The organism is Priestia sp. 53B2, from assembly GCF_056099005.1.
The window spans coordinates 15,532-42,476 of the sequence record NZ_JBLZXA010000011.1; the positions used below are offsets into that span (position 1 = coordinate 15,532).

General features: G+C 37.9%; 25 protein-coding genes and 2 tRNA genes. 25 read left to right on the forward strand and 2 right to left on the reverse strand.

The genetic code is table 11. From position 1 onward, the window contains the following. The first annotated feature begins 51 nt into the window (after positions 1–51). The 17 genes from purR (at position 52) to ACN6NE_RS11335 (ending at position 16,206) form a co-directional block, all read left to right on the forward strand. Entirely contained in the window at positions 52–873 is an 822-nt protein-coding gene (purR, locus tag ACN6NE_RS11255) for a pur operon repressor (RefSeq protein ID WP_013054862.1), read from the forward strand. Between the two features lie 21 nt (positions 874–894). After that, positions 895–1,281 (forward strand): RidA family protein, encoded by a 387-nt coding sequence (locus ACN6NE_RS11260; protein WP_474325328.1) that lies wholly within the window; start codon positions 895–897, stop codon positions 1,279–1,281. Between the two features lie 146 nt (positions 1,282–1,427). Further along, the gene (gene spoVG / locus ACN6NE_RS11265) at positions 1,428–1,718 is read left to right on the forward strand and encodes a septation regulator SpoVG (protein WP_013054864.1); all 291 of its coding nucleotides are present in this window, start codon (positions 1,428–1,430) and stop codon (positions 1,716–1,718) included. Between the two features lie 194 nt (positions 1,719–1,912). Beyond that, the gene (gene glmU / locus ACN6NE_RS11270) at positions 1,913–3,292 is read left to right on the forward strand and encodes a bifunctional UDP-N-acetylglucosamine diphosphorylase/glucosamine-1-phosphate N-acetyltransferase GlmU (RefSeq protein ID WP_014462060.1); all 1,380 of its coding nucleotides are present in this window, start codon (positions 1,913–1,915) and stop codon (positions 3,290–3,292) included. Between the two features lie 18 nt (positions 3,293–3,310). Then, entirely contained in the window at positions 3,311–4,264 is a 954-nt protein-coding gene (locus ACN6NE_RS11275; protein WP_013054866.1) for a ribose-phosphate diphosphokinase, read from the forward strand. Between the two features lie 187 nt (positions 4,265–4,451). Continuing rightward, positions 4,452–5,081 carry a 50S ribosomal protein L25/general stress protein Ctc gene (locus ACN6NE_RS11280; RefSeq protein ID WP_129705641.1) on the forward strand — a complete coding sequence of 210 codons (630 nt, stop codon included), beginning with the start codon at positions 4,452–4,454 and terminating at the stop codon, positions 5,079–5,081. A 139-nt stretch (positions 5,082–5,220) separates the two neighbouring features. Then, complete coding sequence (gene pth, locus ACN6NE_RS11285; protein ID WP_129705643.1) at positions 5,221–5,778, forward strand: aminoacyl-tRNA hydrolase; 558 nt, start codon at positions 5,221–5,223, stop codon at positions 5,776–5,778. Between the two features lie 59 nt (positions 5,779–5,837). After that, positions 5,838–6,068, forward strand: coding sequence for an anti-sigma-F factor Fin family protein (locus tag ACN6NE_RS11290; protein ID WP_013054869.1), 231 nt, complete (start codon positions 5,838–5,840; stop codon positions 6,066–6,068). Between the two features lie 69 nt (positions 6,069–6,137). Then, positions 6,138–9,668, forward strand: a complete 3,531-nt coding sequence (mfd, locus tag ACN6NE_RS11295) for a transcription-repair coupling factor (protein WP_129705645.1) — start codon at positions 6,138–6,140, stop codon at positions 9,666–9,668. Between the two features lie 450 nt (positions 9,669–10,118). Next, positions 10,119–10,655: a stage V sporulation protein T gene (gene spoVT / locus ACN6NE_RS11300; protein ID WP_013054872.1), complete on the forward strand. Its 537-nt coding sequence runs from the start codon at positions 10,119–10,121 to the stop codon at positions 10,653–10,655. A gap of 229 nt (positions 10,656–10,884) precedes the next feature. Then, positions 10,885–12,489 (forward strand): putative polysaccharide biosynthesis protein, encoded by a 1,605-nt coding sequence (locus ACN6NE_RS11305; RefSeq protein ID WP_474325329.1) that lies wholly within the window; start codon positions 10,885–10,887, stop codon positions 12,487–12,489. Positions 12,490–12,501: 12 nt separating this feature from the next. Then, positions 12,502–13,962 (forward strand): bifunctional methyltransferase/pyrophosphohydrolase YabN, encoded by a 1,461-nt coding sequence (gene yabN / locus ACN6NE_RS11310; protein WP_129705651.1) that lies wholly within the window; start codon positions 12,502–12,504, stop codon positions 13,960–13,962. A 20-nt stretch (positions 13,963–13,982) separates the two neighbouring features. Next, the gene (locus ACN6NE_RS11315; RefSeq protein ID WP_013054875.1) at positions 13,983–14,249 is read left to right on the forward strand and encodes an RNA-binding S4 domain-containing protein; all 267 of its coding nucleotides are present in this window, start codon (positions 13,983–13,985) and stop codon (positions 14,247–14,249) included. Between the two features lie 99 nt (positions 14,250–14,348). Further along, complete coding sequence (gene yabP / locus ACN6NE_RS11320; protein ID WP_013054876.1) at positions 14,349–14,654, forward strand: sporulation protein YabP; 306 nt, start codon at positions 14,349–14,351, stop codon at positions 14,652–14,654. After that, the gene (yabQ, locus tag ACN6NE_RS11325; protein ID WP_129705655.1) at positions 14,651–15,274 is read left to right on the forward strand and encodes a spore cortex biosynthesis protein YabQ; all 624 of its coding nucleotides are present in this window, start codon (positions 14,651–14,653) and stop codon (positions 15,272–15,274) included. Before yabP ends, yabQ begins: the two co-directional genes overlap by 4 nt. A 4-nt stretch (positions 15,275–15,278) precedes the next feature. Next, positions 15,279–15,650 (forward strand): FtsB family cell division protein, encoded by a 372-nt coding sequence (locus tag ACN6NE_RS11330; protein WP_013054878.1) that lies wholly within the window; start codon positions 15,279–15,281, stop codon positions 15,648–15,650. 88 nt (positions 15,651–15,738) lie between these two features. Next, positions 15,739–16,206 carry a S1 domain-containing RNA-binding protein gene (locus ACN6NE_RS11335; RefSeq protein ID WP_129705657.1) on the forward strand — a complete coding sequence of 156 codons (468 nt, stop codon included), beginning with the start codon at positions 15,739–15,741 and terminating at the stop codon, positions 16,204–16,206. Positions 16,207–16,326: 120 nt separating this feature from the next. Here the strand turns inward: ACN6NE_RS11335 and ACN6NE_RS11340 are convergent. Further along, a tRNA-Glu gene (locus ACN6NE_RS11340) sits at positions 16,327–16,398 on the reverse strand. Between the two features lie 10 nt (positions 16,399–16,408). Further along, positions 16,409–16,482: transfer RNA gene (locus ACN6NE_RS11345), tRNA-Met, on the reverse strand. Positions 16,483–16,794: 312 nt separating this feature from the next. Here ACN6NE_RS11345 and spoIIE point away from each other — a divergent pair. From spoIIE to hslO, 8 genes are all read left to right on the forward strand, one after another. Next, positions 16,795–19,272, forward strand: coding sequence for a stage II sporulation protein E (gene spoIIE, locus ACN6NE_RS11350; protein ID WP_013054880.1), 2,478 nt, complete (start codon positions 16,795–16,797; stop codon positions 19,270–19,272). A gap of 71 nt (positions 19,273–19,343) precedes the next feature. Then, on the forward strand, positions 19,344–20,084 hold the full coding sequence (locus tag ACN6NE_RS11355) for a VWA domain-containing protein (protein WP_013054881.1): 741 nt from the start codon (positions 19,344–19,346) through the stop codon (positions 20,082–20,084). Continuing rightward, positions 20,053–21,018, forward strand: a complete 966-nt coding sequence (locus ACN6NE_RS11360; RefSeq protein WP_034654932.1) for a protein kinase domain-containing protein — start codon at positions 20,053–20,055, stop codon at positions 21,016–21,018. Before ACN6NE_RS11355 ends, ACN6NE_RS11360 begins: the two co-directional genes overlap by 32 nt. A 96-nt stretch (positions 21,019–21,114) precedes the next feature. Next, positions 21,115–22,491 carry a tRNA lysidine(34) synthetase TilS gene (tilS, locus tag ACN6NE_RS11365; RefSeq protein WP_129705659.1) on the forward strand — a complete coding sequence of 459 codons (1,377 nt, stop codon included), beginning with the start codon at positions 21,115–21,117 and terminating at the stop codon, positions 22,489–22,491. Between the two features lie 27 nt (positions 22,492–22,518). Then, positions 22,519–23,058: a hypoxanthine phosphoribosyltransferase gene (hpt, locus tag ACN6NE_RS11370; RefSeq protein WP_013054884.1), complete on the forward strand. Its 540-nt coding sequence runs from the start codon at positions 22,519–22,521 to the stop codon at positions 23,056–23,058. 93 nt (positions 23,059–23,151) lie between these two features. Next, on the forward strand, positions 23,152–25,062 hold the full coding sequence (gene ftsH / locus ACN6NE_RS11375) for an ATP-dependent zinc metalloprotease FtsH (protein ID WP_013054885.1): 1,911 nt from the start codon (positions 23,152–23,154) through the stop codon (positions 25,060–25,062). Between the two features lie 217 nt (positions 25,063–25,279). After that, on the forward strand, positions 25,280–26,047 hold the full coding sequence (locus tag ACN6NE_RS11380; protein ID WP_013054886.1) for a type III pantothenate kinase: 768 nt from the start codon (positions 25,280–25,282) through the stop codon (positions 26,045–26,047). 12 nt (positions 26,048–26,059) lie between these two features. Further along, complete coding sequence (gene hslO / locus ACN6NE_RS11385) at positions 26,060–26,938, forward strand: Hsp33 family molecular chaperone HslO (RefSeq protein ID WP_013054887.1); 879 nt, start codon at positions 26,060–26,062, stop codon at positions 26,936–26,938. Positions 26,939–26,945 lie beyond the last annotated feature (7 nt).

The following is a 26,945-nucleotide window of genomic DNA, read 5'->3' on the forward strand; positions in this document are numbered from 1 at the left end:
TATGTTAATGTTATATTTACATTACAATATTCGGATTTTCAGGAGGATGTTATGAAGTTTCGACGTAGTGGACGATTAATTGATATGACCAACTATTTCATTCAAAACCCTCAGCGCCTTATCCCTCTTACGTATTTTGCAGATAAATATGATTCCGCAAAATCATCTATTAGCGAAGATATGGCGATTATTAAACAAACTTTTGAACAGCAGGGTATCGGAACTTTGGTTACGCTACCAGGGGCTGCCGGCGGAGTTAAATTCATTCCAAAGATGACGAATGAAGAAGCCGGTCAGCTTGTTCAAGAATTATGTGGGTTGATTGAAAAACCTGAGCGTTTACTGCCAGGTGGATATTTATATTTAACTGATATTTTAGGGAACCCCCGCGTTGTGAATAAAATCGGTCGCTTGTATGCATCTCTTTTTGCTAACCGCAAAATCGATGTGGTGATGACTGTAGCAACAAAAGGTATTCCTATTGCGTATGCGGTTGCTCAGTATTTAGACGTGCCCGTTGTTATTGTGCGCAGAGACAGTAAAGTAACTGAAGGATCGACCGTTAGTATTAACTACGTGTCGGGTTCATCTAAGCGCATTCAAACGATGCTGTTAGCTAAAAGAAGTTTAGCGGTGGGGTCAAATGTACTCATCATTGATGATTTCATGAAAGCTGGCGGTACTGTAAATGGAATGGTTAGCTTGCTTGAAGAGTTCGATGCAACTGTTGCTGGCATTGGAGTTTTAGTAGAATCAGAAGATATTGAAGAACGTTTAGTGGATGAGTATGTGTCCCTTGTACAATTAACAGATGTAAATATCAAAGATAAACAAATTCGTGTACAAGAAGGCAATTACTTAAAATATATTTGATCAAGTAAGGGAGAGGAACATATGTTACAGGTTCAAACAAAAAATGCACCGCAAGCTATTGGTCCATATTCACAGGGAATTGTTGTGAATAACTTGTTTTACAGTTCAGGTCAAATTCCACTTCGTCCAGATGGTACGTTGGTCGAAGGAGATGTTCAAGTACAAGCTACGCAAGTATTTGAAAATCTAAAAGCAGTTCTTGAAGAAGCTGGAGCTTCTCTAAATACAGTTGTAAAGGCAACCGTGTTCATTAAAGATATGAACGACTTCGCAGCGTTAAATGAAGTCTATGGCGACTACTTTGGCGACCATAAGCCGGCACGTTCATGTGTAGAAGTAGCGAGACTACCTAAAGATGTACTTGTTGAAATTGAAGTTATTGCGCTCGTTAAAGGGGAATTAAATTAACAAATTTCTAACAAAAAGCAAGTAACTTCCAATTGTTCACTTTTTTTGCGAAAATTTTCTAAATTTTTTTTCTGAATAGCAGGAAAACACAAAATTCTGTGGAATTAAGTATGTAAAGCTTCGCATAGAAAAAGGTGGTGAACAAGATGGAAGTAACTGACGTAAGATTACGCCGCGTGAACACTGAAGGACGTATGAGAGCGATTGCTTCAATCACATTAGATGGTGAATTTGTTGTTCATGATATTCGTGTGATTGATGGTAATAATGGCTTATTTGTAGCCATGCCAAGTAAACGTACACCGGATGGTGAGTTCCGTGATATTGCACATCCAATCAATTCAAATACTCGCGGAAAGATTCAAGATGCTGTTCTAGCAGAATATCATCGTTTAGGTGAGGTAGAAGTTGAATTCGAAGAAGCGGGTGCTTCGTAAACATATGATACATTAAGAGTCTACTGAAAAGTAGGCTCTTTTCTTTTTGATTACCACTTATATAATTTCACACCTTTGTAAAACTTTAACATTACCAAAAAATAAAATTCATGACTTATAAATGATTCCTTGAAATGCTGTCATTTTTGATATAATATTCTTAATGGATAAAAAGGTAAAATTGGAGGCCTGTTATGTCAAAAAGATATGCAGTCATATTGGCAGCTGGTCAGGGTACACGTATGAAGTCATCTTTATATAAAGTGTTACACCCTGTGTGTGGCAAACCGATGGTGCAACACGTAATTGATCAGTTATCACGTTTGGATTTAACAAATTTAATTACAGTTGTAGGTCACGGTGCCGAAAAAGTGAAATCACATGTTGGAGATAAAAGCTTATTTGCTTTACAAGAAGAGCAGTTAGGAACAGCTCATGCAGTAATGCAAGCAGAATCTTTACTTGCACATGAAAAAGGTACGACAATTGTTGTATGTGGAGATACTCCGCTTATTACAGCTGAAACAATTGAATCTTTATTAAAGCATCATGAAGCAACAAATGCAATGGCAACTATTTTAACAGCTCATGCAGAAGATCCAACAGGATATGGACGCATCATTCGAAATGAACAAGGGTCTGTTGAAAAGATTGTTGAGCATAAAGATGCCACGGAACAAGAGCGTCTTGTACAGGAAATTAATACTGGTACGTATTGTTTTGATAATGAGAAATTATTTGAGACACTTTCAAAAGTTTCAAATGATAATGTACAGGGAGAGTATTATTTACCTGATGTTATCGAAATTCTAAAAAATGAAGGTCAAATTATTTCTGCATATCAAACATCCGATTTTGCTGAAACATTGGGCGTTAATGATCGATTTGCTCTGTCTCAAGCAGAAGAAACAATGAAAAAGCGTATCAACAAGCAGCATATGTTAAATGGAGTGACGATTGTAGATCCTTCTAACACGTACATTTCAGCAGATGCTGTCATTGGCAGAGATACGGTTATTTATCCTGGTACGGTTATTCAAGGAACAGTTGTAATTGGGGAGAATTGTGAAGTAGGACCTAACAGTGAAATTAAAGACTGCAAAATAGGTAATAATACTTCTATTCGCCATTCTGTTGCTCACGATAGTGAAATTGGTCACGAAGTCACAATTGGCCCATTTGCACATATTCGTCCTCAATCATTAATTGGAGATGAAGTGCGCGTAGGAAACTTTGTAGAAATTAAAAAAGCATCTTTTGGCAAAGGTAGCAAAGCTTCTCATTTGAGTTATATTGGAGACGCAGAGGTCGGAAAAGGTGTAAACTTAGGGTGCGGATCTATTACAGTTAACTACGATGGGAAAAATAAATTTTTAACAAAGATTGAAGATGGGGCATTCGTAGGATGTAACTCAAACTTAATTGCACCTGTAACAATTGGTGAAGGCGCCTATGTTGCAGCTGGTTCAACCGTAACGGATGATGTGCCAGGAAAAGCATTATCAATTGCTCGTGCGAAACAAGTAAATAAAGAAAACTATGCTGAAAAGCTTGATATTAATAAAAAATCCTGACGGAGGTTTCACAATAAAATGTCAAATGTATATGCTGATGAAAATTTAAAGTTATTTACGCTAAATTCAAACAAGGCTTTAGCTGAAGAGATCGCAAAAGTAATTGGTGTGGAATTAGGTAAATGTTCGGTTGATCGTTTCAGTGACGGTGAAATTCAAATTAACATTGAAGAAAGTATCCGTGGTTGTGATGTATTTATCATTCAATCAACAAGTGCTCCAGTTAACGAACACTTAATGGAATTATTAATTATGATTGATGCATTAAAACGTGCATCAGCTAAAACAATTAACATCGTTATGCCTTACTATGGCTATGCTCGTCAGGATCGTAAAGCTCGTGCACGTGAACCAATCACTGCCAAATTAGCAGCAAATATCATTGAAAAAGCGGGAGCTACTCGTATTATCACATTAGATTTACATGCTCCTCAAATTCAAGGTTTCTTCGATATTCCAATTGACCATTTAGTAGGTGTTCCAATTTTAGGTGAATACTTCAAGAGTAAAAACCTTGATGACGTTGTTGTTGTATCTCCGGACCACGGTGGCGTAACGCGTGCTCGCCGTTTAGCGGAACGTCTAAAAGCGCCGATCGCTATCATTGACAAACGTCGCCCACGTCCAAACGTAGCAGAAGTTATGAACATTGTTGGACAAGTGGAAGGAAAAACAGCAATCTTGATTGATGACATGATTGATACAGCTGGTACAATTACAATTGGTGCAAGTGCATTAATTGAAGCAGGTGCAAAAGAAGTATATGCTTGTTGTACACACCCAGTGCTTTCAGGCCCTGCGATTGAGCGTATTCAAAACTCTACAATCAAAGAGTTAGCTGTAACAAACTCTATTGCTTTAACAGAAGATAAGAAAATTGATAAAGTAACAGAACTTTCAGTAGCTCCGTTAATCGGTGAAGCGATTATTCGTGTTCACGAAGAGCAATCAGTTAGTACATTATTTGATTGATAAACAGAACCTCTTTCCAAATGGAAAGAGGTTTTTTTGAAAAAAAGTCAAGTGTGCTAACCCTTGATTTTAAAGCGCTTTGGACGGAATGAACAAAGATATATTACTGTTCAAACTGGGTTTCATGTTTAGCAACCTTCTAAAAAGGGTACATTTTAAGTAGAAAACATACTGGAAGGTGAATAAAATGAGTATTTCAATTCAAGCAAATAAAAGAACGGATTTAAAAAATTCTACAAATAGAAAGATTCGCGACGAAGGAAACTTCCCAGCGGTTGTTTACGGAAATAAAACAGAATCCACACCTATTTACTTAAACAGTGCTGATTTTATTAAGACTATTCGTGAAGCAGGACGCAATGGAGTGTTAACATTACAAGTGGATAAGCAAAAATATTCCGTAATGTTACATGACATTCAAACTGATCCAATAAAAAACGAAATTGTCCACGCCGATTTCCAAGTGGTCGACATGAAGAAAGAAATTGATACTGAAGTTTCTTTATCTCTAGTAGGAGAAGCAAAAGGAACAAAAGAAGGCGGCGTATTACAGCAGTCTCTATATGAAATTTCATTAAAAGGCTTGCCGCAAGATATCCCATCATCTATTGATATAGATGTATCAGATTTAGGAATTAATGATACAATCACAGTAGCGGATATTAAGGTAGATAAAAAGCTAGAAATTACGCATGATGCAGAAGATACAGTTGCTTCTGTGCTACCTCCTCAACAGGAAGAAGAGCCGGACAGCGGCGAAGTTCAGGATGCTGCAGGCGATGTTGAAGCAACAAAAGAAAAAGATAACGAAGAATAATATAAAAAGACGTAACCAAAAGGTTACGTCTTTTTGTGTGAATTGATTATAATAAAAGTGATACTATATAGTAATGTAAAACATTAAAGACATTTACCTATTATGTACAACTTACATAGAGTGGAAAGGAGTATCTATTTTGAAATTAATCGTTGGTTTAGGAAATCCTGGAAAAGAATATGACCGTACTCGTCATAACATAGGATTTATGGCAATTGATAAAATTGCTGAACAGTTTATGATTTCATTAGATAAAACAAAGTTTAACGGAATATATGGAACAGGTATAATAAAAGGAGAAAAAGTCATATTATTAAAGCCGCTAACATATATGAATTTATCAGGAGAAAGTATTCGCCCGTTAATGGACTATTTTGATATAGACGTCGAAGACTTGCTTGTTATTTACGATGACTTAGATTTACCGTGCGGAAAAGTAAGATTGCGTACAAAAGGAAGTCCAGGCGGCCATAACGGAATAAAATCAATTATTCAACATTTAAAAACCCAAGAGTTTAACCGAATTCGTATTGGAATTGATCGTCCGCAAAACGGTATGAAAGTAGTTGATTACGTACTAGGGCGCTTTACAGAAGATGAAATGGTTCATATGGAAGAAGCGATGAAAACGTCTGTACACGCGAGTGAAGATTTTTTAGGTAAACCGTTCTTAGAAGTAATGAATCGCTATAATTAAGTAGAATAAAATTTCTCTCAATCGTCCATACTAACACTAAAAGATTTGGGAGGATTTGTATGTCTATTCATTATTTCTGTAGACATTGTGGCGCAAAAGTCGGTATGATAGAAAAGACAGCTCACAATACAGAAGCACTGGGTTTTAATCACCTGACCGCAGATGAACGAAAAGACTTTATTCACTATCATAATAGTGGAGATATCGTGGTTAAAATTATTTGTGAAGACTGTCAAGAAGCGCTAGAACGAAATCCAGACTATCATCAGTACGAAACATTTATACAATAAAAAGCTTTGGTCTCAAACCAAAGCGTTTTTCTGTTTAGTTTAGACATATCATGGGAGGAGGGAATTCCTTTGCGAGGGATTAGACAGCAATTTGAAGAAAATAAAGAAATTGGAGCTGTTGTCAGCAGTTTAGAAGAAGGTTTGAAAGAACAGTTAGTAACGGGAATTTCCGGTTCAGCTCGATCTGTATTAATGGCACTCTTAAATGAGGATAAAAAATACCCCTTATTAGTAGTGACTCATAATTTATATCAAGCTCAAAAAGTGTATGAAGACCTTTTGCATCTTTTACCGGAAAAAGACGTTTTCTTATACCCTGTTAACGATTTAGTTGCTACAGAAGTGGGGATTGCAAGTCCAGAATTAAAGGCTCAGCGAATTGAAGTACTCAATTATTGGAGTCAACATACATGTGGAGTAGTTGTAACACCGCTTGCAGGAATTCGAAAGCTGCTGCCTCCTAAAGCAAGATGGGAGCAAACACAGCTGCCGTTTCAAATGGGAATTGACATCGACGTTGATCATTATTTAAAAAGGTTAGTTGAGTTGGGCTATGAGCGGGCATCGATGGTTTCAGCTCCGGGTGAGTTTAGTGTGCGCGGAGGAATCATTGACATTTATCCGTTAACAGAAGAGCTACCTGTCCGAATTGAACTATTTGATACGGAGATTGATTCCATTCGTACTTTTACAATCGAGGATCAACGCTCTCAAGAGCAGTTAAAAGAAATTTCAATCGGCCCTGCTACGGAAATCATTGTGAACCAAAATGAAGTGGCCCAAGGAATTGAAGAACTAGAAGCACAGCTGGCTTCGACACTGCAACAAGTGAAAAACGCAGCGCTAAAAGCTACCTTAACAGAAAATATTAAAGGTGAAATCGAACAGCTGCGTCAAGGTCAACTTCTTGAAAATATGTTCAAGTATTTATCATTCTTCTACGAATCGCCTGCTAGTTTACTAGATTATTTACCAGAAGGCGGCCTTGTCATCTTTGATGAGACCACTCGAATTCAAGAAACGTCTGATCAGCTTGAAACAGAGGAAGCTGAATGGATAACCGAATTATTAGGACAGGGGCAAATTGTTCGAGACGTTCAATTATCTCATAAGCTCCCATCTCTTATTCAGCGAGCAAAACACCAGTTTTTATACTTATCGTTATTTTTGAAGCACGTATCGTATACGAGTCCGCAAAATATTATTAATATTTCATGTAAGCAGATGCAGCAGTTTTACGGCCAAATGAACTTATTAAAAAGTGAAATTGAACGTTGGAAAAATGCTAATTATACGGTAGTCCTCTTAGGAGCAGATAAAGAGCGCGTGAAAAAGCTTGAAGGTGTGCTAGCAGATTATGATATTGATTCATCTATTTTAGATGGAAATGGTCAGCTTGTGCCAGGTCTTGTTCAAATTATTGAAGGCGATTTACAAATGGGCTTTGAACTGCCGATGCAAAAATTAGCTGTTTTAACCGAGGAAGAATTGTTTAAAAAACGGGTAAAGAAATCAAAGCGTCGTCAAAAGCTTTCCAATGCAGAGCGTATTAAAAGCTATTCAGAGTTAAACGTAGGTGACTATGTCGTTCACGTGAACCACGGTATTGGCCGTTATTTAGGAATGGAAACGTTGGAGATTAACGGTAATCATAAAGATTATATCCATATCAAATATGAAGGCTCTGACAAGCTGTACGTTCCTGTTGAACAGATTGATCAAGTACAAAAATATGTAGGCTCTGAAGGGAAAGAGCCAAAAGTATATAAACTTGGCGGAAATGACTGGAAGAAAGTGAAACGAAAAGTTGAGTCTTCTGTTCAAGACATCGCTGATGACTTAATTAAACTGTATGCAGAGCGTGAAGCAAGTAAAGGTTATGCATTTTCCCCGGATGGCGATTTACAGAGAGAATTTGAAACAGCTTTCCCTTATCAAGAAACCGAAGATCAGCTTCGTTCTGTACAAGAAATTAAAAAGGATATGGAACATGAAAGACCAATGGATCGTCTGCTATGTGGAGACGTTGGATATGGAAAAACAGAAGTAGCCATTCGTGCTGCATTTAAAGCTGTGACAGATGGAAAACAAGTGGCTATTTTAGTGCCAACCACTATTTTAGCTCAGCAGCACTATGAAACCATCCGTGAGCGTTTTCAAGACTATCCAATCAACATTGGGCTATTGAGCCGCTTTCGCAGCCGTAAACAGCAGCAAGAAACAATTAAAGGGTTAAAAAACGGGACCGTAGATGTAGTGATTGGTACACATCGTTTACTATCTAAAGACGTGATTTATAAAGATTTAGGGTTGTTAGTTATCGATGAAGAGCAGCGTTTTGGTGTAACGCACAAGGAAAAAATCAAGCAAATGAAAGCAAATGTTGATGTCCTTACACTTACAGCAACACCTATTCCACGAACATTACATATGTCTATGTTGGGCGTAAGGGATTTGTCTGTTATTGAAACGCCGCCTGAAAATCGTTTTCCGGTTCAAACATATGTAGTGGAGTATAATCCGGTTTTAGTTCGTGAAGCGATTGAGCGTGAGTTAGCGCGTGATGGCCAAGTTTACTTTTTATATAATCGCGTAGAAGATATTGAACGAAAAGCAGAAGAAATTTCGATGCTCGTGCCTGATGCTAGGGTAACGTATGCCCACGGAAAAATGAATGAAACCGAACTCGAAGCGGTTATCTTAAGCTTTTTAGAAGGCGAATATGATGTGATTGTGAGTACAACCATTATCGAAACAGGAGTAGATATTCCCAATGTAAATACGCTTATTGTCAATAATGCTGATAAGATGGGATTATCACAACTGTATCAATTAAGAGGGCGTGTAGGTCGTTCAAATCGCGTGGCATATGCGTACTTTACGTATCACAAAGACAAAGTACTGACAGAAGTAGCTGAAAAGCGTCTGCAAGCTATTAAAGAATTCACCGAATTAGGTTCTGGTTTTAAAATTGCTATGCGTGATCTTTCAATACGTGGTGCCGGAAACTTACTGGGTGCTCAGCAACATGGATTTATCGATTCTGTCGGTTTCGATCTCTACTCACAAATGCTTAAAGAAGCGATAGAGGAAAGACGCGGGTCTGACGGAGAAAGTGTGAAATTTAATGTGGAAATGAATCTGGACTTAGACGCTTATATTCCTGATCAGTACATTACAGACGGCCGCTTGAAAATTGAGATGTATAAGCGCTTTAGAGGAATTGAAGCACTAGAAGATATTCAAGAATTGCAGGATGAAATGATTGATCGTTTTGGAGAGTATCCGGCTGAGGTTGAGTATTTGTTTAAAGTAGCTGAAACAAAAGTATATGCAACGCAGAACTTAGTAGAATCTATTCTTCAGTCAAAACAAGAAATTTCTATTCTGCTGTCTGAAGAAGCGAGCTCAACAGTAGACGGCCAAAAATTATTCATGCTAGGTGATCAATTTGGCAGAATGGTCAGCTTAGGTATGGAAGGCAAGAAAGTAAAATTAGTGGTTAATGTAAAAGGACTTGCTCAAAAAGAATGGCTCAATATTGTGTATCAGTTAGTAAAAGGAGTAGCCACTGTTAAAAAAGAACAAGTTACGAATTAAAACAGGCAAGACAAAAGTATTTTAGTTAAAGGAAAATCCGAACGATGAATTGAGGTTCTTGATAAAGAATCCAACTCGTTCGGATTTTTTTATTGATATGGTGATCACCGGCCGCCCGCGGAAAGCGAAGTCTTGCACGGAAATCAGCAGCGGTGTCTCAAGCGGTTCGCCTCATTTCTCTATTTATTCGTCTTTAGGCGAGATAGGTTTAGTTATGTCCCAGCCTCTTTTGTATAGTCAAAATAAAAATATCTAAATCCCCATGTTTTGGCGGTTTTTTGGACATTTTTTTAATAAAAGCACACTTTTTAACAAAAAAAGAGATGGTTGGTGAATAGAAGTTGTAGAGTGAAGAATACTAACCTCAACAAAGGTGAACCTTTTATCATATAGCCATCAGTGATATTCACCAACTATTTTAATCATCATATGAAAGAGAGGCTTCAATGAATGAAAGCAACAGGTATTGTTCGTCGTATTGATGATTTGGGTCGCGTTGTGATTCCAAAAGAAATTAGAAGAACGCTTCGCATCCGAGAGGGAGATCCGCTAGAGATTTTCGTCGATCGCGATGGAGAAGTTATTTTAAAGAAATATTCGCCAATTAGTGAATTGGGAGACTTTGCAAAAGAGTATGGCGAAGCGCTATACGATAGCTTAGGTCATCCTGTACTTATTTGTGACCGCGATGTATTTATTGCGGTAGCAGGAAGTTCTAAAAAAGAATACTTAAATAAAAACATTAGTTCGTTAGTGGAATCTGTTATGGAAAGCCGCAGTTCTTCTTTAGTAACTGATGGGAAAAACCTTGAATTTGTCGATGGATACGAAGAAAATATTTCTTCTTACACAATCGGTCCGATTATTGCAAATGGAGATCCGATTGGAGCTGTTGTCATTTTCTCAAAAGATAAGTCTCTTGGTGAAGTAGAGCATAAAGCAGCCGAAACAGCAGCTAGCTTCTTATCTCGTCAAATGGAGCAGTAAGCGTAATTATCTTTATTTTACATTATTTACTGAAAAGGTAGCAGTTTCTGCTGCCTTTTTTCATGCTGTCTTACCTTAGAAATAAAGAGAACATGATATAATGGTACGGTATTTTATTTATTGGAAAGTGCAGGATGTTTTATAAGAACAAAGCTCTATTCTATTGTGGTTAGCGGCTAATAAAAAGAGTTGTTCATATCATTACAAGCTGCAGGTGAAAGGTGTAGGAATGCAGAAACAATCAAAGCTCTATTCTATTTTTAACGGCGCCGTTATTTTAACGCTCGCAGGTTTATTTACGAAAATCTTAAGTGCCACTTATCGTATTCCATATCACCATATCGCGGGAGATATAGGGTTTTATATCTATCAGCAAGTTTATCCGCTATATGGAATTGCGCTACAGCTAGGTACATATGGTTTCCCTGTAATTATTTCAAAGTTAGTAGCTGAGTATGCGGTAACAAATCGGAGAAAGGAAATACGGGGAATACTTCAAGTTTCGTTTGCTTTTTTGTTTGTAGTAGGCTGCACGATATTTGCGTTCGAATATATTTTCGCAGAAACGATTGCCGAGTGGATGGGAGATCGTAAGTTAACGATTCTCATTCAAATTATTTCATTTTCCTTTTTACTTATTCCGTTTATTGCTGTTATTCGTGGTTATTATCAAGGATTACATAATATGTTTCCTACAGCGCTGTCTCAAATTGCAGAACAAGTTGTACGGGTAGGGACTATTTTGTATCTGTCTATTCTCTTGATCCAACATGGTTATGATTTATATACTGCAGGGGCGGGAGCTATTTTTGGTTCTATAACAGGCGGTATAACATCCCTTATTATTTTATTTTTATTTGTTTTTAGAACAAAGATAAATTCTAAGGGAGTATTTCAACGCATAAAAAAAGCAGACATCAAGAGAATATTTAAAATCCTTGTTATTCAAGGCTTATTAATTTGTATTAGCGGTATGGGTCTGCTGTTTATCCAGCTTATTGACTCCTTTACTTTATATTCTAGTCTAACGGCGCACGGCATGGCTGAAGAAGCAGCACAAATTTTAAAAGGTATTTACGACCGCGGTCTTCCGTTAATTCAATTAGGTACAGTAGTAGGTACAGCTTTTTCGCTTTCGCTTGTACCTGTTATTTCTTCAGCCATTGCGAAAAAGAAACTGTCATTTGTGGTTGGAAAAGTTCAGCTGTCTCTCCGTCTATCGCTTGTAGTCGGAGTTGGAGCAGCTTTTGGCTTGATTGCGCTGATGGAACCCATTAATATGCTTTTATACGGTGACTCCCACGGAACGGACGTTTTACAAATTTTGAGCTTGTTAGTTATATTTACAACAGTAGCAGCAACTGCTGGAGCTGTGCTGCAGGGGATGGGCGCTGTTTTCGCGCCTGTAATAGCCGTCATCGCTGGCATGGCAGTCAAACTGATATTGAATCTTTGGCTAATACCAGATTTTCAAACCATAGGAGCAGCCATTGCTTCCTCAACTGGCTTCGCTATCGTTGCAGCAATCAATCTATTTTGTCTGTATAAAAAGGTAGCTGTACCTCTTGTTCCGAAAAAGGCGAGTGGAGGTATTTTTATAACGGGCATAGCAATGGTCGTTCTTTTGCAAAGCTATTTATTTTGTTTACATCACTTTGTATGGTCTAATGGTTTAGATACAAGCAAACAAGTGGTTGAAACAGGAGCGGGTGTTTTAATAGGCGGTTTGTTTTATTTGTTTATCATTATGAAACAACATATTTTTACCGAAGAGGAATTACGTTTACTTCCAATGGGAAGTGTTTTAGCTAAATACGTATTAAAAAATAAATAAGAAGGTGAAGCAATGACAGGTAAAGTAACAGTTATTGGTTTAGGAGCAGGCGATTTAGAACAGCTACCTGTAGGCATTTATCGCTTGCTACAGCAGGAAAAGCATATTTATATGCGCACAAAAGAACATCCTGTAATCAAAGAATTAGAAAGTGAAGGCTTGACGTATGTATCCTATGATGACGTATACGAATCTTATGATGCATTTGAAGAGGTATATGAACATATATCAAATGATTTAATCGATAAAGCTTCAATAGAAGAAGTGGTGTATGCCGTTCCGGGGCACCCTTTAGTGGCAGAACGTACGGTTCAATTACTTTTACAAAAAGGAAAAGAACGAGGCATTCCTGTTGAAATTAAAGGAGGACAAAGCTTCTTAGACCCAATTTTTGGTGCGCTAAAGATCGATCCTATCGAAGGGTTTCAGCTGCTAGACGGAACAGATTTAAAGCGAAGCGAAATAGAGTTAACCGGTCATGTTCTAATTGCTCAAGTATACGATCAGTTCGTTGCCTCAGAGGTAAAGCTAACGCTGATGGAACACGTTCCTGATGATTACCTCGTTTACATTGTAACAGCAGCGGGAAGCAGTGAAGAAAAAATCCAGCCGGTCAAGCTGTATGAATTGGATAGAGAAATGTCGCTCAATAACTTAACGACTATTTATGTTCCTCCAGTAGCAGATGAAACAATTTTATACCATCAATTTGACGCATTCAGAAGGATTATTGCCACGCTCAGAGGACCAAACGGATGTCCTTGGGATCAAAAACAAACGCATGAATCGCTCAAGCGCTATTTGTTAGAAGAGTCTTATGAGTTATTAGATGCAATTGACCGTCAAGATGACGATAATATGATTGAAGAGCTTGGTGATGTATTGCTGCAGGTATTGCTTCATGCACAAATCGGTGAAGATGAAGGAATGTTTTCCATTGATGATGTCATTCGCAGTGTTGCAGAGAAAATGGTAAGGCGCCATCCGCATGTATTTGGTGAAGTAAGCGTAAATGATGCAGACGAGGTCTTAAAAAATTGGGATGAAATCAAAAAAGAAGAAAAAGGAGAGGAACCTTCTTCTCTGTTAGCTTCTGTACCTGGGGCTATGCCTTCTTTAATGAAAGCGCATGGATACCAAAAACAAGCTGCAAAAGTTGGTTTCGATTGGTCAGAAGTTGAACCTATGTGGGAAAAAGTACAGGAAGAACTTGCTGAATTCCAAGAGGAAGTACAGCATGCTGATAAAGAAAAAATGAGCGATGAATTTGGAGATATTTTATTTGCTTTAGTGAATATTGCAAGATTCTATAAAATCGACTCTGAAGCTGCATTAGCTAAAACGAATACAAAATTTTTAAATCGATTTCAATATATTGAAGAAAAAGTGAAAGCTTCTGAAAAACCATTTGAATCTTTTTCGTTAGAAGAGTTAGATGAATTTTGGGAAGAAGCCAAAAAAACAGGTTTGTAAAACAGAAAGGTGAGGGAATTATGAGGTTAGATAAATTTTTAAAAGTATCACGTTTAATTAAGCGCCGTACATTAGCAAAAGAAGTATCAGACAAGGGCCGTATTACCATTAATGGTATCGTTGCAAAAGCAAGCACAAATGTGAAAGTAGGAGATGAATTAGCGATCACATTTGGCACGAAGAAAATTACCGTTAAAATAGAGGCTCTTCAAGAAGCAGCTAAAAAAGAAGAAGCAGCTAATTTGTACTCAATTGTCAAAGAAGAGCGTATTTCATCTGAAGTATAACTGATGAAGGCTTGTTCTAAATCACCTTTCTCATTCATATGTTTTAAACAACAGATAACAAGAGCGAATGCTCTTAATGAATGAGGTGGGGATGAAGATATGAGCCAATTTTACGAAACAAGCAATTCAAACAAAGACCATACTCCAAATCATGATTTAGTGATGAAGGGTCGGCGTCTCTTAGATATCACGGGTGTGAAGCAGGTAGAGAGCTTTGACAATGAGGAATTTTTACTTGAAACAGTGATGGGTTTCTTGTCAGTTAGAGGGCAAAATCTGCAAATGAAAAATTTAGACGTTGATCAAGGAATTGTATCGATAAAAGGAAAAATCTTTGATATAGTTTACTTAGATGAGAACCAATCGGAGAAGGCTAAAGGATTCTTTAGTAAGTTGTTTCGATGAGTTTAAACATTCAGCTCTATACAATGCTTGCGATGGTATCGATGGGAAGCGGTTTAGGTGCTTCTCTCGATACTTATCGTTACTTTGTTAATCGCTCTAAATCACGCCCATGGTTTGTATTTGTGAATGACGTATTGTTTTGGATGGTGCAAGCTCTTCTCATTTTTTATGTGTTGTTTTTAGTGAATGAAGGAGAACTGCGTTTGTATGCGTTTCTTGCTTTGTTTTGCGGCTTTGCCGCGTATCAAAGCTTATTTCAATCACTGTATTTAAAAGTATTAACATTTACTGTCTCGAGCGTATTAAGTTTATATCGAGGTGTTTTAACGCTTAGTAATATTTTTTTGGTCAAGCCTATCCGCTTCTTTATTCATATTTTAGTTGTAGTCGCTTTAGGGATTTACCGAGCTGTTCATAAGCTGTTCGTATTCTGTCTAAAGCTTATTTACGTACCGGCCAGGTGGGTTCTTTTCGTATTTTGGAGAATGATGCCTAAACCTGTAAAACGATTTTTACATATGGGTTTTCGGTATATAGAAGGAATTTACAATCGTGCAAAGAATATGATAATGAGAATCGTTGCATGGGTGAACACTTTAAAAAACAAGGGGGACGACTAATTCAATGAGTGCGGTACGAAAAAAAAAGGTCGCGAAGTTAAATACTGATTATAGCCATAAACAAGAGCAAATTAAACAAAATACAGATCGAAAGCGTATCGGTTTAATTAGGCGTTTGACTGTTTTCGGAGTGTTGGCCTTAATCATTGGTGGATTGATGGTATCAGCTTTAATTACGCAAACCTCAGCTATTGAGAACAAAAAAGCTGAGAAGGTGAAATTAGAACAACAGCTGACAAAATTACAAAGCAAGCAAAAACAGTTAAAAGGTGAAATCGTTAAGTTAAATGACGATGATTATATTAAAAAGATTGCCCGCAGAGATTATTTTTTATCAGAAGACGGGGAAATTATCTTTAATGTAAAAAAAGACTAAACGTATGGTTCGTTGACAGTGTATTTTTGCTTTTTGTATAATATAATAAATTGATTTCTTTTATCATTTAAGGAGGAGCATTTTTTTTATGTCAATCGAAGTAGGCAGCAAGTTACAGGGAAAGGTAACAGGTATTACGAACTTTGGAGCTTTTGTTGAGTTACCAGGAGGTTCAACAGGCTTGGTTCATATCAGTGAAGTAGCTGATAATTACGTAAAGGACATTAACGACCATTTAAAAGTGGGCGACGAAGTTGAAGTCAAAGTAATTAACGTTGAGAAAGATGGTAAAATTGGTCTTTCAATTAAGAAAGCGGTAGACAAACCAGAACGTCCAGAAAGACCAGATCGTCCTGCAAGAGCGCCACGCTCAGACCGTCCACGTGATTCACGCCCACAACGTAATAACAATCGTGGTGGCGGTAATGATTTCCGTACAAAAGAAACATTCGAACAAAAAATGAATCGTTTCTTAAAAGACAGTGAAGAACGTTTATCTTCCCTAAAACGCCATACCGAATCAAAACGCGGTGGACGCGGTGCAAAACGCGGTTAACTTGCTGCTTATATCAAATAGATAGCGAGTTTTTGGAAAGTACCTTTTATCTAAAAGGTGCTTTTTTTATATATATAAAAGAGTAGAAAAAAAGCATGTACTGTTGTACATGCTTTTTGATGACCCGTACGGGATTCGAACCCGTGTTACCGCCGTGAAAGGGCGGTGTCTTAACCGCTTGACCAACGGGCCGTTATTCGAGTAGCGGCGGAGGGGATCGAACCCCCGACCTCACGGGTATGAACCGTACGCTCTAGCCAGCTGAGCTACACCGCCATTATACGTTCTCTAAAAGACATTTATAATAATATAAAAAAGTAGGGTTATTGTCAATAACTTTTTTGTTATTTTTATAGACTTTTATTTGCTTTTAAAAAAGAATGATGAGCATAGGCTTTCTCTGAGGCAAACAGTATCTCTGATATTTTTTAAATTGCCATGTAAGATTGTACATCTTTTTGTATAGTTTTCAATATAATACTAGAAAATAGTCGAACGATTATAGGTATTTTACTAGTCCGTTTGACAAAATTTCACCTTTCGCCGCGATATAATAACGAATAAGTATAATTAGCGGGTGGTGGGAGAATGCAAAAGACGGAAAGAGATTTTGCAAGTCCAACAACAGAGGCGGTATTTAACCGAACTAGATTAGAAATGTCCCGTGTGTTTACAAAGGCGGGTATGAAAACGGAAAAGGTGTTATTTCAATGGGGATTGTTGCTGCTAGTCGTAGGTTTTTTATTAGGACGAGCGTTAATTTTAATGAAAATCATGCCATTTGCTTTGCCATTCTTTGCAGCTGTAATGGCTATAAAGAAAGAAAAAGCACCACTAGCAAGTTTAGCCGTATTGGCAGGGGCATTTAGTGTTTCCATTCAAAATGGAGGTACCGTATTTGCTACACTATTTGTTTTCTTACTAATTCATCGATTTAGCGGCATACTGACAATGGATCCGTTAAAGAAGCTGCCGTTCACTGTATTTAGCGCGATGTTACTTACAAAACTAACTATTTTTTATGTGTTTACCAAGGAATTCACCATGTATGATTTTACATTTGTGGCAGTAGAAGCAGGGTTGAGCTTTATCTTAACCATGATTTTCTTACAAAGCGTGCCTTTAATTTCATACCGAAAGCGAAAACAATCATTAAAAACAGAAGAAGTGATTTCTCTAATTATTTTGTTGGCATCTGTTATGACGGGGACAATAGGGTGGATGATTTACGGGCTTTCGGCTGAACATATATTATCTCGTTACTTAGTATTAGTTTTTGCGTTTGTATCTGGTCCCACCATAGGAGCTACGGTAGGGGTTGTAACCGGTTTAATTTTAAGTTTCGCGAATGTTTCTAGTTTGTACGAAATGAGTTTACTCGCTTTTTCCGGCTTGCTTGGAGGACTTTTAAAAGACGGTAAAAAGCTAGGGGCAGCTCTTGGGCTGGTTGTTGGTTCATTGCTAATTGGCCTATATGCTCAGGCAGATCAAGGATTGACAACTAATTTGTATGAATCACTGACGGCCGTTGTTCTATTTTTATTAACCCCATCTTTTGTTTTGAAAAACTTAAGTAAATTAGTACCAGGGACATCTGAAAATATGCTTGAACAACAGCAGTACGTACGTAAGATCCGAGATGTAACAGCGAATCGCGTAGAGCAGTTCTCAAATGTTTTTCAAGCACTTTCCAAAAGCTTTACGCAAAATGGGTTTTATGATGAAAAGCCAAGCGCGGATAAAGAAGTTGATTATTTCTTAAGCAGCGTTACCGAAAGGACGTGCCAATTTTGTTTTAAAAAAGAACAATGTTGGGCACAGCAGTTTGATACAACCTATGAATATATGAAGGAAATTATGCTTGAAGTTGATAATGGCACTCTTGAACAAAATCCAAGACTAATTCGAGAAATGGACAAACATTGTGTGAAATCGAAAAAAGTCATCGATGTGATTGAGCATGAACTTACGTATTTTAAAGCCAATCAGCACTTAAAAGCCCAAATTCAAGAAAGTAGAAGGATTGTAGCAGAACAGCTTCACGGTGTTTCTGAAGTCATGGGGAATTTTGCAAAAGAAATTAAGCGAGAGCGCGAAAATTTAAATGTACAAGAAGAACAGATTTTAGAAGCTCTTCGTAACTTTGGGATGGAAATTAATCAAATTGAAATTTATAGCTTAGAACCCGGAAATGTAGATATTGAAATGTGGGTGCCATATTGTCACGGAAGAGGAGAATGCGAGAAGATTATTGCGCCAATGCTTACAGATATTTTAGGTGAAAGTATTGTAGTAAAGAACGAAGAATGTGCTAAATATCCTCAAGGCTATTGCCACGTTTCATTCGGCTGTACAAAAGCGTACGTTGTTGATACAGGCGTAGCACATGCTGCTAAAGGCGGAGGGTTTGTATCCGGTGACAGCTACTCCATGATTGAGCTAAACGCCGGTAAGTATGCACTAGCTATTAGCGATGGTATGGGGAATGGAGAGCGTGCCCACTATGAAAGCAGCGAAACGCTTCAGCTGTTAAAACAAATTTTACAAACAGGAATAGAAGAGACAATTGCAATTAAATCGATTAACTCTATTTTATCGCTTCGTACAAACGATGAGATCTTTTCTACGTTAGATTTAGCGATGATCGACTTACAAGATGCCAATGTAAACTTCTTGAAAATCGGTTCTACGCCAAGCTTCATCAAACGTGGAGATAAGGTTATTAAAATACAGGCAAGCAATTTGCCAATGGGCATTATTGAAGAATTTGAAGTGGATGTTGTGAATGAACAAATGAAGGCGGAAGACTTATTAATTATGATGAGTGACGGCGTATTTGAAGGACCGAAACACGTTGAGAACTACGAAATGTGGATGAAGCGAAAAATTGGCGAGCTTCAAACAAACGATCCACAAGAAATTGCAGACTTAATTATGGAAGAAGTTATTCGAACAAAATCAGGTTTAATTGAAGATGATATGACGGTAGTTGTGGCAAAACTTCAGCACAATACCCCGAAATGGTCATCGATCCCTTCTTACGCTTATCGTAAAAAAGCACAATAGTTAGATAGAAGTATATTTTATCTTCTCCTCGTCTATCATGTTAATACTGATAATGAGGAGGGGATTTTTTTATGAAAAAAGGTACATTGAAACAGATGTTGGTCATTACGGACGGTGGTTCGAATACAGGTGAAGATCCGGTAGCAATGGCAGCGCTAGCTAAAGAACAAGGGATTAGTGTAAACGTTATTGGTGTGATGGAAGAGGATACAATTGATGAGCAAAGCACGAATGAAATAGAAGGCATTGCCATGTCAGGCGGTGGCGTGAGTCAAATTGTTTACGTAAAACAGCTGTCTCAAACTGTTCAAATGGTTACAAGGCAGGCAATGACGCAAACACTTCAAGGCGTTGTAAATAAAGAACTTCAGCAAATTCTAGGTTCGTCTAATTCAAGATTAGAAGAGTTATCTCCTGAGAAGCGAGGAGAAATCATGGAAGTTGTTGATGAACTTGGGGAAACGGTTGACTTAGAGATTCTTATTTTAGTTGACATGAGCGGAAGTATGAAAAATAAGCTTCCTACTGTAAAGGAGTCGCTGTTAGATTTATCGTTAAGCTTGAATGCTCGCATGGGGCATAATCAATTTTCAATCTTTTTATTTCCTGGGAAAAAGAAAGATGTAGAGAAGCTAATGGACTGGAATCCAAGATTAGAGTCGCTTTCAACGATTTTTCCGAAACTAACAGCAGGAGGTATTACGCCTACTGGACCGGCTATCAAAGAGGCTACTCATTATTTCACCAAAAAGCGCTCATTGAGAGGGTTGTTAAAAAATAATGAACAATACATTGAAGAATCAGGTATGTAACCTATCTCCGGGAACAGAAATTCAAGGAAAATGGCATCACGTCCATTATAAAATTCTTGAGAAATTAGGCGTGGGGGCAACTGGAGTTGTCTATTTAGTTCAATTAGTAAACGGAACGCTAGCGGCGTTAAAAATAAGCTTTTCCAACATGTCCGTTACAGCAGAAGTGAATGTATTAAAAAAGCTCTCTCAAGTCAAAGACAAAGTGCTAGGACCGCGCTTACTTGATGTAGATGATTGGAGCTATGGTTCTCACGCTCTTTCTTTCTATGTAATGGAGTATGTGAAAGGGCAGCCTCTCCTTTCCTTTATCTCCACAAGAGGGACAGAATGGCTGCAAGTATTTGCAAGTCAGCTCTTAACAGACTTAGAAAACCTTCATGAAGAAGGGTGGGTATTTGGTGATTTAAAACCAGAAAACCTGGTCGTAACATCTAACCCTGTAAAAGTTCGGTGGATTGACGTCGGAGGAACAACTCTGCAAGGGCGGTCAATAAAAGAATTTACCGACTTTTATGATCGAGCGCACTGGGGGCTTGGCTCCCGAAAAGCAGAACCAACCTATGATTTGTTTGCTGTATCTATGGTTTTGATTCACGCAGCTTATGGCAAGCGAATTAATAAAACAGACAAACCGGCTGAACAATTAAAACAATTTATATTAACAACAAAGCAGTTGGAACCTTTCGGGGACGTTTTGTATCAAGCGGTTACGGGAAAGTATAAGTCAGCTAAAGAAATGAAAACAGAGGTGTTATCGGTCGAAAAAAGAAGAGGGGCAAAAAGTAAAGGAACAAAGCCTCAAAACGTTCGTCAACCGTCTGCCCCTCGTGTTAAAGTAAAGAAGAAGCGTTCTCACGTTTTAGAGACGCTACTACTTTGTACGTCTGTAATGTTGATTTATATTTTGTATCTATTTATTCAAGTGCTATAAAGTTTGGAGAAATTGTGAAACTTTCCTTATAGTCATTCGTATAAAGTAAATTAATGATACATTATTGCGTGTACATTATAAGGATGAGTCATTCCTATGGAAAAGCAAGTGAACAATTTTATGACAAAACATCAGTTATTATCCGCAGGCTCTACGGTGGTTGTAGGTATTTCTGGTGGTCCTGATTCTTTAGCACTGCTGCATTTCTTATGGAGTCTGAAAGAGCAAAAATCTCTCACGATTATTGCTGCTCATGTTGATCATATGTTCCGGGGCAAAGAGTCACAGCAGGATATGGAATATGTGCAGAACTACTGCAAACAATTGAATATTAAATGTGAGGCGAAGCAGATTGATGTTACTGCCTATCAGAAGGAAAGAAAGTTATCTTCTCAAGTAGCAGCCAGAGAATGCCGCTATACATTTTTTACTCATGTTATGAAGAAGCACAAAGCAAATCTTCTTGCATTAGGACATCACGGAGATGATCAGATTGAAACGATGTTAATGCGAATGGTTCGAGGCAGTACGATGAATGGATACGCAGGGATGCAGCCCAAGCGGCCATATGGGGATGGATTTATTATTAGGCCGTTCCTAGCCGTAACGAAAGAAGAAATCAATCGCTACTGTAAGCTACATGGGCTTACCCCTCGGATTGACCCGAGTAATGAGAAAGATTCGTACACGAGAAATCGGTTTCGTCATTACGTTTTGCCATTTTTAAAGCAAGAAAACGCCGCTGTACATGAAAAATTTCAACAATTTAGCGAGAACTTGCATGAAGATCAAGCATACTTAGAGGAATTAACGACCGATGTGATGAATAAAGTAATGAGAAAGAAATTGCAAAATGAAATTCTCATTGATAGAGATTGTTTTCTAAGGATACGCAAGCCTTTACAAAGGCGTGGTATTCAACTAATATTAAACTATCTCTATAAAGAAATTCCTCCAACCCTTTCCTCAGCGCATGTTGACATGTTAGTAGGATTTTGTGAAAGTAAAAAACCGTCTGGTACGCTTGACTTTCCAAATGGTTTGCGCATTATCCGATCTTACAACGACTGTCTTTTCACCTTTAATGAGGGGAACATCGAGCCATATGAATTTATTGTTCCGATTCCAGGGGTCGTCGAGCTTCCAAATGGTCACCAGCTTATTTGTGAAATACATAATAAAGTCGAAGATATAAAAGGAAACGATGTTTTTCTTTTAGATGAAGCTCACGATTTACAATCATTAAAGGTAAGGACACGAAAAAATGGCGATAAAATGCGAGTAAAGGGCATGAAGGGACATAAAAAAGTAAAGGATATTTTTATCGATGAAAAAATCCCTTTGCAATTCAGAGATCATTGGCCGGTAGTGGAAGATAGCCAAGGAACTATTTTGTGGCTACCTGGTTTGAAAAAATCTGCTTATGAACTGCATACACATAAGTCCAGATATGTTATTTTATACTATAAGTAGCGAAAACTTCTAGGAGGCAAGTAAGGAATGAAGCAGGATATTCAAGAAATTTTGATTTCAGAAGAAGAAATACAACAGAAAGTAAAAGAATTGGGTAAGCTATTATCTGAGGAATACGCTGACCGTTTTCCTTTGGTAATCGGTGTATTAAAAGGCGCTATGCCTTTTATGTCTGATCTAATTAAGCGTGTTGATACATATTTAGAAATGGATTTTATGGATGTATCAAGTTATGGCAATGCGATGGTTTCTTCTGGTGAAGTAAAAATCCTAAAAGATTTAGATACATCAGTTGAAGGTCGAGACATTCTTATCTTAGAGGATATTATCGACAGCGGCTTAACGCTTAGCTATCTTGTAGAGTTATTCAAGTACCGTAAAGCTAAGTCAATTAAGATTGTCACACTCTTAGACAAACCAACAGGTCGTAAAGCATCTATTAAAGCAGATTACGTTGGATTTGAAGTACCTGATGCATTCGTAGTAGGGTATGGATTGGATTATCAAGAAAAATATCGTAACCTGCCGTATATTGGGGTTCTTAAACCGCAAGTATACAGCAATTAATAAGCACATATCCAAGTGCAATTTATTGGATAGGATAAATGTTCTATGTTAGTATTGAATACAGTATTTGTTTATCGTGGGAGGAGGTAAGAAATGAATCGGATCTTCCGTAATACCATCTTTTATTTACTTATATTTTTAGTCATTATTGGCGTGGTAAGCTTCTTTAGTGGCTCTAATCAAAAAGCAGAACCAATGAGATACGATACATTTGTTCAACACTTAGACAAAGGTGATGTGAAATCACTCTCTATGAAGCCTGAAAGAGGCGTGTATGTTGTGCAAGGGAAGTTGGATTCTTATAAAAAGGATCAAACGTTCCAAACTTACATCGTAGATGGTGACAAAGCACTTGATCGTATTGACGCTGCTTCAGAAAATAATCAAGTAGAAGTTGATTTTAAACCTGCTGATGAAACAAGCGGCTGGGTAACGTTCTTTACGTCAATCATTCCGTTTGTTATTATTTTCATCCTATTCTTCTTCTTACTGAACCAAGCTCAAGGTGGCGGAAGCCGCGTTATGAACTTCGGTAAAAGTAAGGCTAAGCTTTACAGTGAAGAAAAGAAAAAGGTTAAATTTAAAGACGTAGCTGGTGCAGACGAAGAAAAGCAAGAACTTGTGGAAGTTGTTGAGTTCTTAAAAGATCCTCGTAAATTCGCAGAGCTAGGTGCAAGAATTCCGAAGGGTGTCTTACTTGTGGGACCTCCTGGTACTGGTAAAACATTATTAGCAAGAGCTGTTGCTGGTGAAGCAGGCGTTCCTTTCTTCTCTATCAGTGGTTCAGACTTTGTTGAAATGTTTGTTGGGGTCGGTGCTTCTCGTGTTCGTGATTTATTCGAAAATGCGAAGAAGAATGCTCCATGTATTATCTTTATTGATGAAATCGATGCTGTAGGTCGTCAACGTGGTGCAGGTCTTGGTGGCGGACACGATGAGCGTGAACAAACATTGAACCAATTGCTTGTTGAGATGGATGGTTTTGGTGCTAACGAAGGTATCATTATCATTGCAGCAACAAACCGCCCGGATATCTTAGATCCAGCGTTATTACGTCCAGGCCGCTTCGACCGTCAAATTACGGTAGATCGTCCAGATGTAAATGGCCGTGAAGCAGTGCTTAAAGTACATGCTCGCAATAAGCCTTTAGATGAATCAGTAAACTTAAAAGCAATTGCTATGCGTACGCCAGGTTTCTCAGGTGCAGATCTTGAAAACTTGTTAAACGAAGCTGCCTTAGTAGCTGCTAGACAGGACAAAAAGAAAATTGAAATGGTTGACATTGACGAAGCAACAGACCGCGTAATTGCAGGTCCAGCTAAGAAAAGTCGAGTTATTTCTAAAAAAGAACGCAATATTGTTGCTTATCATGAAGCAGGACATACAATTATCGGTGTCGTATTAGACGAAGCTGATATGGTACATAAAGTAACCATTGTTCCACGTGGGCAAGCTGGTGGATATGCTGTTATGTTACCAAAAGAAGATCGCTACTTTATGACGAAGCCAGAGCTGCTGGATAAAATTGTTGGATTGCTTGGTGGTCGCGTAGCTGAGGAAATTATTTTCGGCGAAGTGAGTACAGGTGCTCACAATGACTTCCAGCGTGCAACAAGCATCGCTCGTAAAATGGTAACAGAATACGGTATGAGTGAAAAGTTAGGACCAATGCAATTCGGTCAATCACAACAAGGCCAAGTATTCTTAGGTCGTGATTTACACAGTGAACAAAACTACAGTGATGCGATTGCTCATGAAATTGATAATGAAATCCAACGTTTCATTAAAGAAAGCTATGAGCGTGCGAAGCAGATCTTAACGGAAAACCGTGACAAGTTAGAGCTTGTAGCTCAAACATTGTTAGAAGTAGAAACGTTAGACGCTGAGCAAATCAACCACTTAGTAGATCATGGAACTCTTCCAGATCGTTCTAGTCACGTAACAGATGAAGATGTTAAAGTAAACATCCAAACAAAGACAGACGATGAAGAGCCAAAAGCATAAGACAATAAAAATCAGTGGAGATATTCTCCACTGATTTTTTAATGGGCAAAAATTAGGTTTGGTAAAAGGTTTTCGTATATATGGTGGATAAGTAGGATATCCACTAGAGAATCGTGTCATTATATTCCTATTTTATCTAGAATATACACGTCTATTTACCAGTTATGGTATGATGGTTTCAGTGTGAATACTGAATTTATATAAAGTGGTGATTGAAATGATTTTTGTATTAGATGTTGGAAATACGAATACGGTATTAGGTGTATACGATGGAGATGAATTAAAGTATCACTGGCGTGTAGAAACAAGCCGTAATAAAACAGAAGACGAGTATGGCATGACAATCAAAGCCTTGCTTGAGCACGTTAGTTTATCTTTTAAAGATATTCATGGTATTATTATTTCCTCTGTTGTTCCTCCTATTATGTTTGCATTGGAGAGAATGTGTCAAAAGTATTTTCATTTAAAGCCGCTTGTTGTTGGTCCTGGAATTAAGACGGGTTTAAATATTAAATATGAAAATCCGCGTGAAGTGGGAGCAGACCGTATTGTAAATGCTGTTGCTGGAATTCAGCTATACGGAAGCCCTTTAATTATCGTTGATTTTGGTACCGCAACCACGTATTGCTATATTGATGAAAATAAGCAATATATGGGTGGTGCGATTGCCCCTGGTATTAATATTTCGACAGAAGCTCTTTATTCAAGAGCATCTAAGCTTCCGCGAATTGAAATTGCGCGACCAAATAGCATTGTGGGAAAAAATACAGTATCTGCGATGCAAGCAGGTATTTTATATGGATACGTTGGACAAGTAGAAGGAATTGTAGCAAGAATGAAAGAGCAAGCAACAGTAAATCCTAAAGTTATTGCTACTGGAGGACTCGCAACATTGATTGCTAAAGAGTCGGATATTATTGATATTGTGGATCCATTTTTGACTTTAAAAGGATTGCAAATAATTTATACAAAAAATATGGAGTAAGAGGTGTATATTATGGGTGACTATTTAGTAAAAGCACTAGCTTACAATAGTCAAGTTCGCGCTTATGCAGTAAAAACAACGGATACAGTTGGAGAAGCGCAGCGCCGTCACTATACATGGCCTACAGCCTCTGCAGCATTGGGACGTTCAATGACTGCGGGAGTCATGATGGGGGCTATGCTAAAGGGTGAGCAAAAGCTAACAATTAAAATTGAAGGCCGCGGCCCAATTGGCGTTATTTTAGTAGACAGCAATGCTAAAGGGGAAGTGCGTGGATATGTAACGAATCCACAAACGCACTTCGATTTAAATCAGCATGGGAAATTAGATGTAGCACGTGCTGTAGGTACAGATGGCACGCTAAGTGTCGTAAAAGATATCGGAATGCGTGATCAATTTAACGGACAAGTACCTATTGTATCGGGAGAATTAGGAGAGGATTTCACGTATTATTTTGTGACATCTGAACAAGTCCCATCTTCAGTAGGTGTAGGTGTACTTGTTAACCCTGATAACACGATCTTAGCTGCGGGCGGATTTATCATTCAGCTTCTGCCAGGAACAGATGATAAAACGATTACAGCTATTGAACAACGCTTACAGACGATTGAGCCAATTTCAAAACTGATTCAAAAAGGTCTTTCTCCTGAGGAAATCTTAGAAGAAGTTCTTGGAAAAGAAAATGTAAAGTTTCTGGAGACAATGCCTGTAGAGTTCAAATGTCAGTGCTCAGAAGAAAGAATTGCCAATGCTATTATCAGCTTAGGACAAGAAGAGATTCAATCGATGATTGAGGAAGACGGCCAAGCTGAAGCCCAGTGTCATTTCTGTAATGAGACATATCGTTTTGATAAAAAGCAGCTTGAAGAAATGAAAGAACAAGCAATCTAAATGAAAT

Excerpts from the sequence above, each read along its gene's own strand:
- yabQ (WP_129705655.1), top strand. The coding sequence starts at position 14,651 with ATGAGTTTAAACATTCAGCTCTATACAATGCTTGCGATGGTATCGATG.
- spoVT (WP_013054872.1), top strand. The coding sequence starts at position 10,119 with ATGAAAGCAACAGGTATTGTTCGTCGTATTGATGATTTGGGTCGCGTT.
- ACN6NE_RS11275 (WP_013054866.1), top strand. The coding sequence starts at position 3,311 with ATGTCAAATGTATATGCTGATGAAAATTTAAAGTTATTTACGCTAAAT.
- ACN6NE_RS11330 (WP_013054878.1), top strand. The coding sequence starts at position 15,279 with ATGAGTGCGGTACGAAAAAAAAAGGTCGCGAAGTTAAATACTGATTAT.
- ACN6NE_RS11380 (WP_013054886.1), top strand. The coding sequence starts at position 25,280 with ATGATTTTTGTATTAGATGTTGGAAATACGAATACGGTATTAGGTGTA.
- yabN (WP_129705651.1), top strand. The coding sequence starts at position 12,502 with ATGACAGGTAAAGTAACAGTTATTGGTTTAGGAGCAGGCGATTTAGAA.
- ACN6NE_RS11315 (WP_013054875.1), top strand. The coding sequence starts at position 13,983 with ATGAGGTTAGATAAATTTTTAAAAGTATCACGTTTAATTAAGCGCCGT.
- spoIIE (WP_013054880.1), top strand. The coding sequence starts at position 16,795 with ATGCAAAAGACGGAAAGAGATTTTGCAAGTCCAACAACAGAGGCGGTA.
- hslO (WP_013054887.1), top strand. The coding sequence starts at position 26,060 with ATGGGTGACTATTTAGTAAAAGCACTAGCTTACAATAGTCAAGTTCGC.
- ACN6NE_RS11260 (WP_474325328.1), top strand. The coding sequence starts at position 895 with ATGTTACAGGTTCAAACAAAAAATGCACCGCAAGCTATTGGTCCATAT.
- ACN6NE_RS11360 (WP_034654932.1), top strand. The coding sequence starts at position 20,053 with ATGAACAATACATTGAAGAATCAGGTATGTAACCTATCTCCGGGAACA.
- ACN6NE_RS11305 (WP_474325329.1), top strand. The coding sequence starts at position 10,885 with ATGCAGAAACAATCAAAGCTCTATTCTATTTTTAACGGCGCCGTTATT.
- ACN6NE_RS11335 (WP_129705657.1), top strand. The coding sequence starts at position 15,739 with ATGTCAATCGAAGTAGGCAGCAAGTTACAGGGAAAGGTAACAGGTATT.
- purR (WP_013054862.1), top strand. The coding sequence starts at position 52 with ATGAAGTTTCGACGTAGTGGACGATTAATTGATATGACCAACTATTTC.
- yabP (WP_013054876.1), top strand. The coding sequence starts at position 14,349 with ATGAGCCAATTTTACGAAACAAGCAATTCAAACAAAGACCATACTCCA.
- ACN6NE_RS11355 (WP_013054881.1), top strand. The coding sequence starts at position 19,344 with ATGAAAAAAGGTACATTGAAACAGATGTTGGTCATTACGGACGGTGGT.
- tilS (WP_129705659.1), top strand. The coding sequence starts at position 21,115 with ATGGAAAAGCAAGTGAACAATTTTATGACAAAACATCAGTTATTATCC.
- ftsH (WP_013054885.1), top strand. The coding sequence starts at position 23,152 with ATGAATCGGATCTTCCGTAATACCATCTTTTATTTACTTATATTTTTA.
- ACN6NE_RS11280 (WP_129705641.1), top strand. The coding sequence starts at position 4,452 with ATGAGTATTTCAATTCAAGCAAATAAAAGAACGGATTTAAAAAATTCT.
- ACN6NE_RS11290 (WP_013054869.1), top strand. The coding sequence starts at position 5,838 with ATGTCTATTCATTATTTCTGTAGACATTGTGGCGCAAAAGTCGGTATG.
- glmU (WP_014462060.1), top strand. The coding sequence starts at position 1,913 with ATGTCAAAAAGATATGCAGTCATATTGGCAGCTGGTCAGGGTACACGT.
- spoVG (WP_013054864.1), top strand. The coding sequence starts at position 1,428 with ATGGAAGTAACTGACGTAAGATTACGCCGCGTGAACACTGAAGGACGT.
- hpt (WP_013054884.1), top strand. The coding sequence starts at position 22,519 with ATGAAGCAGGATATTCAAGAAATTTTGATTTCAGAAGAAGAAATACAA.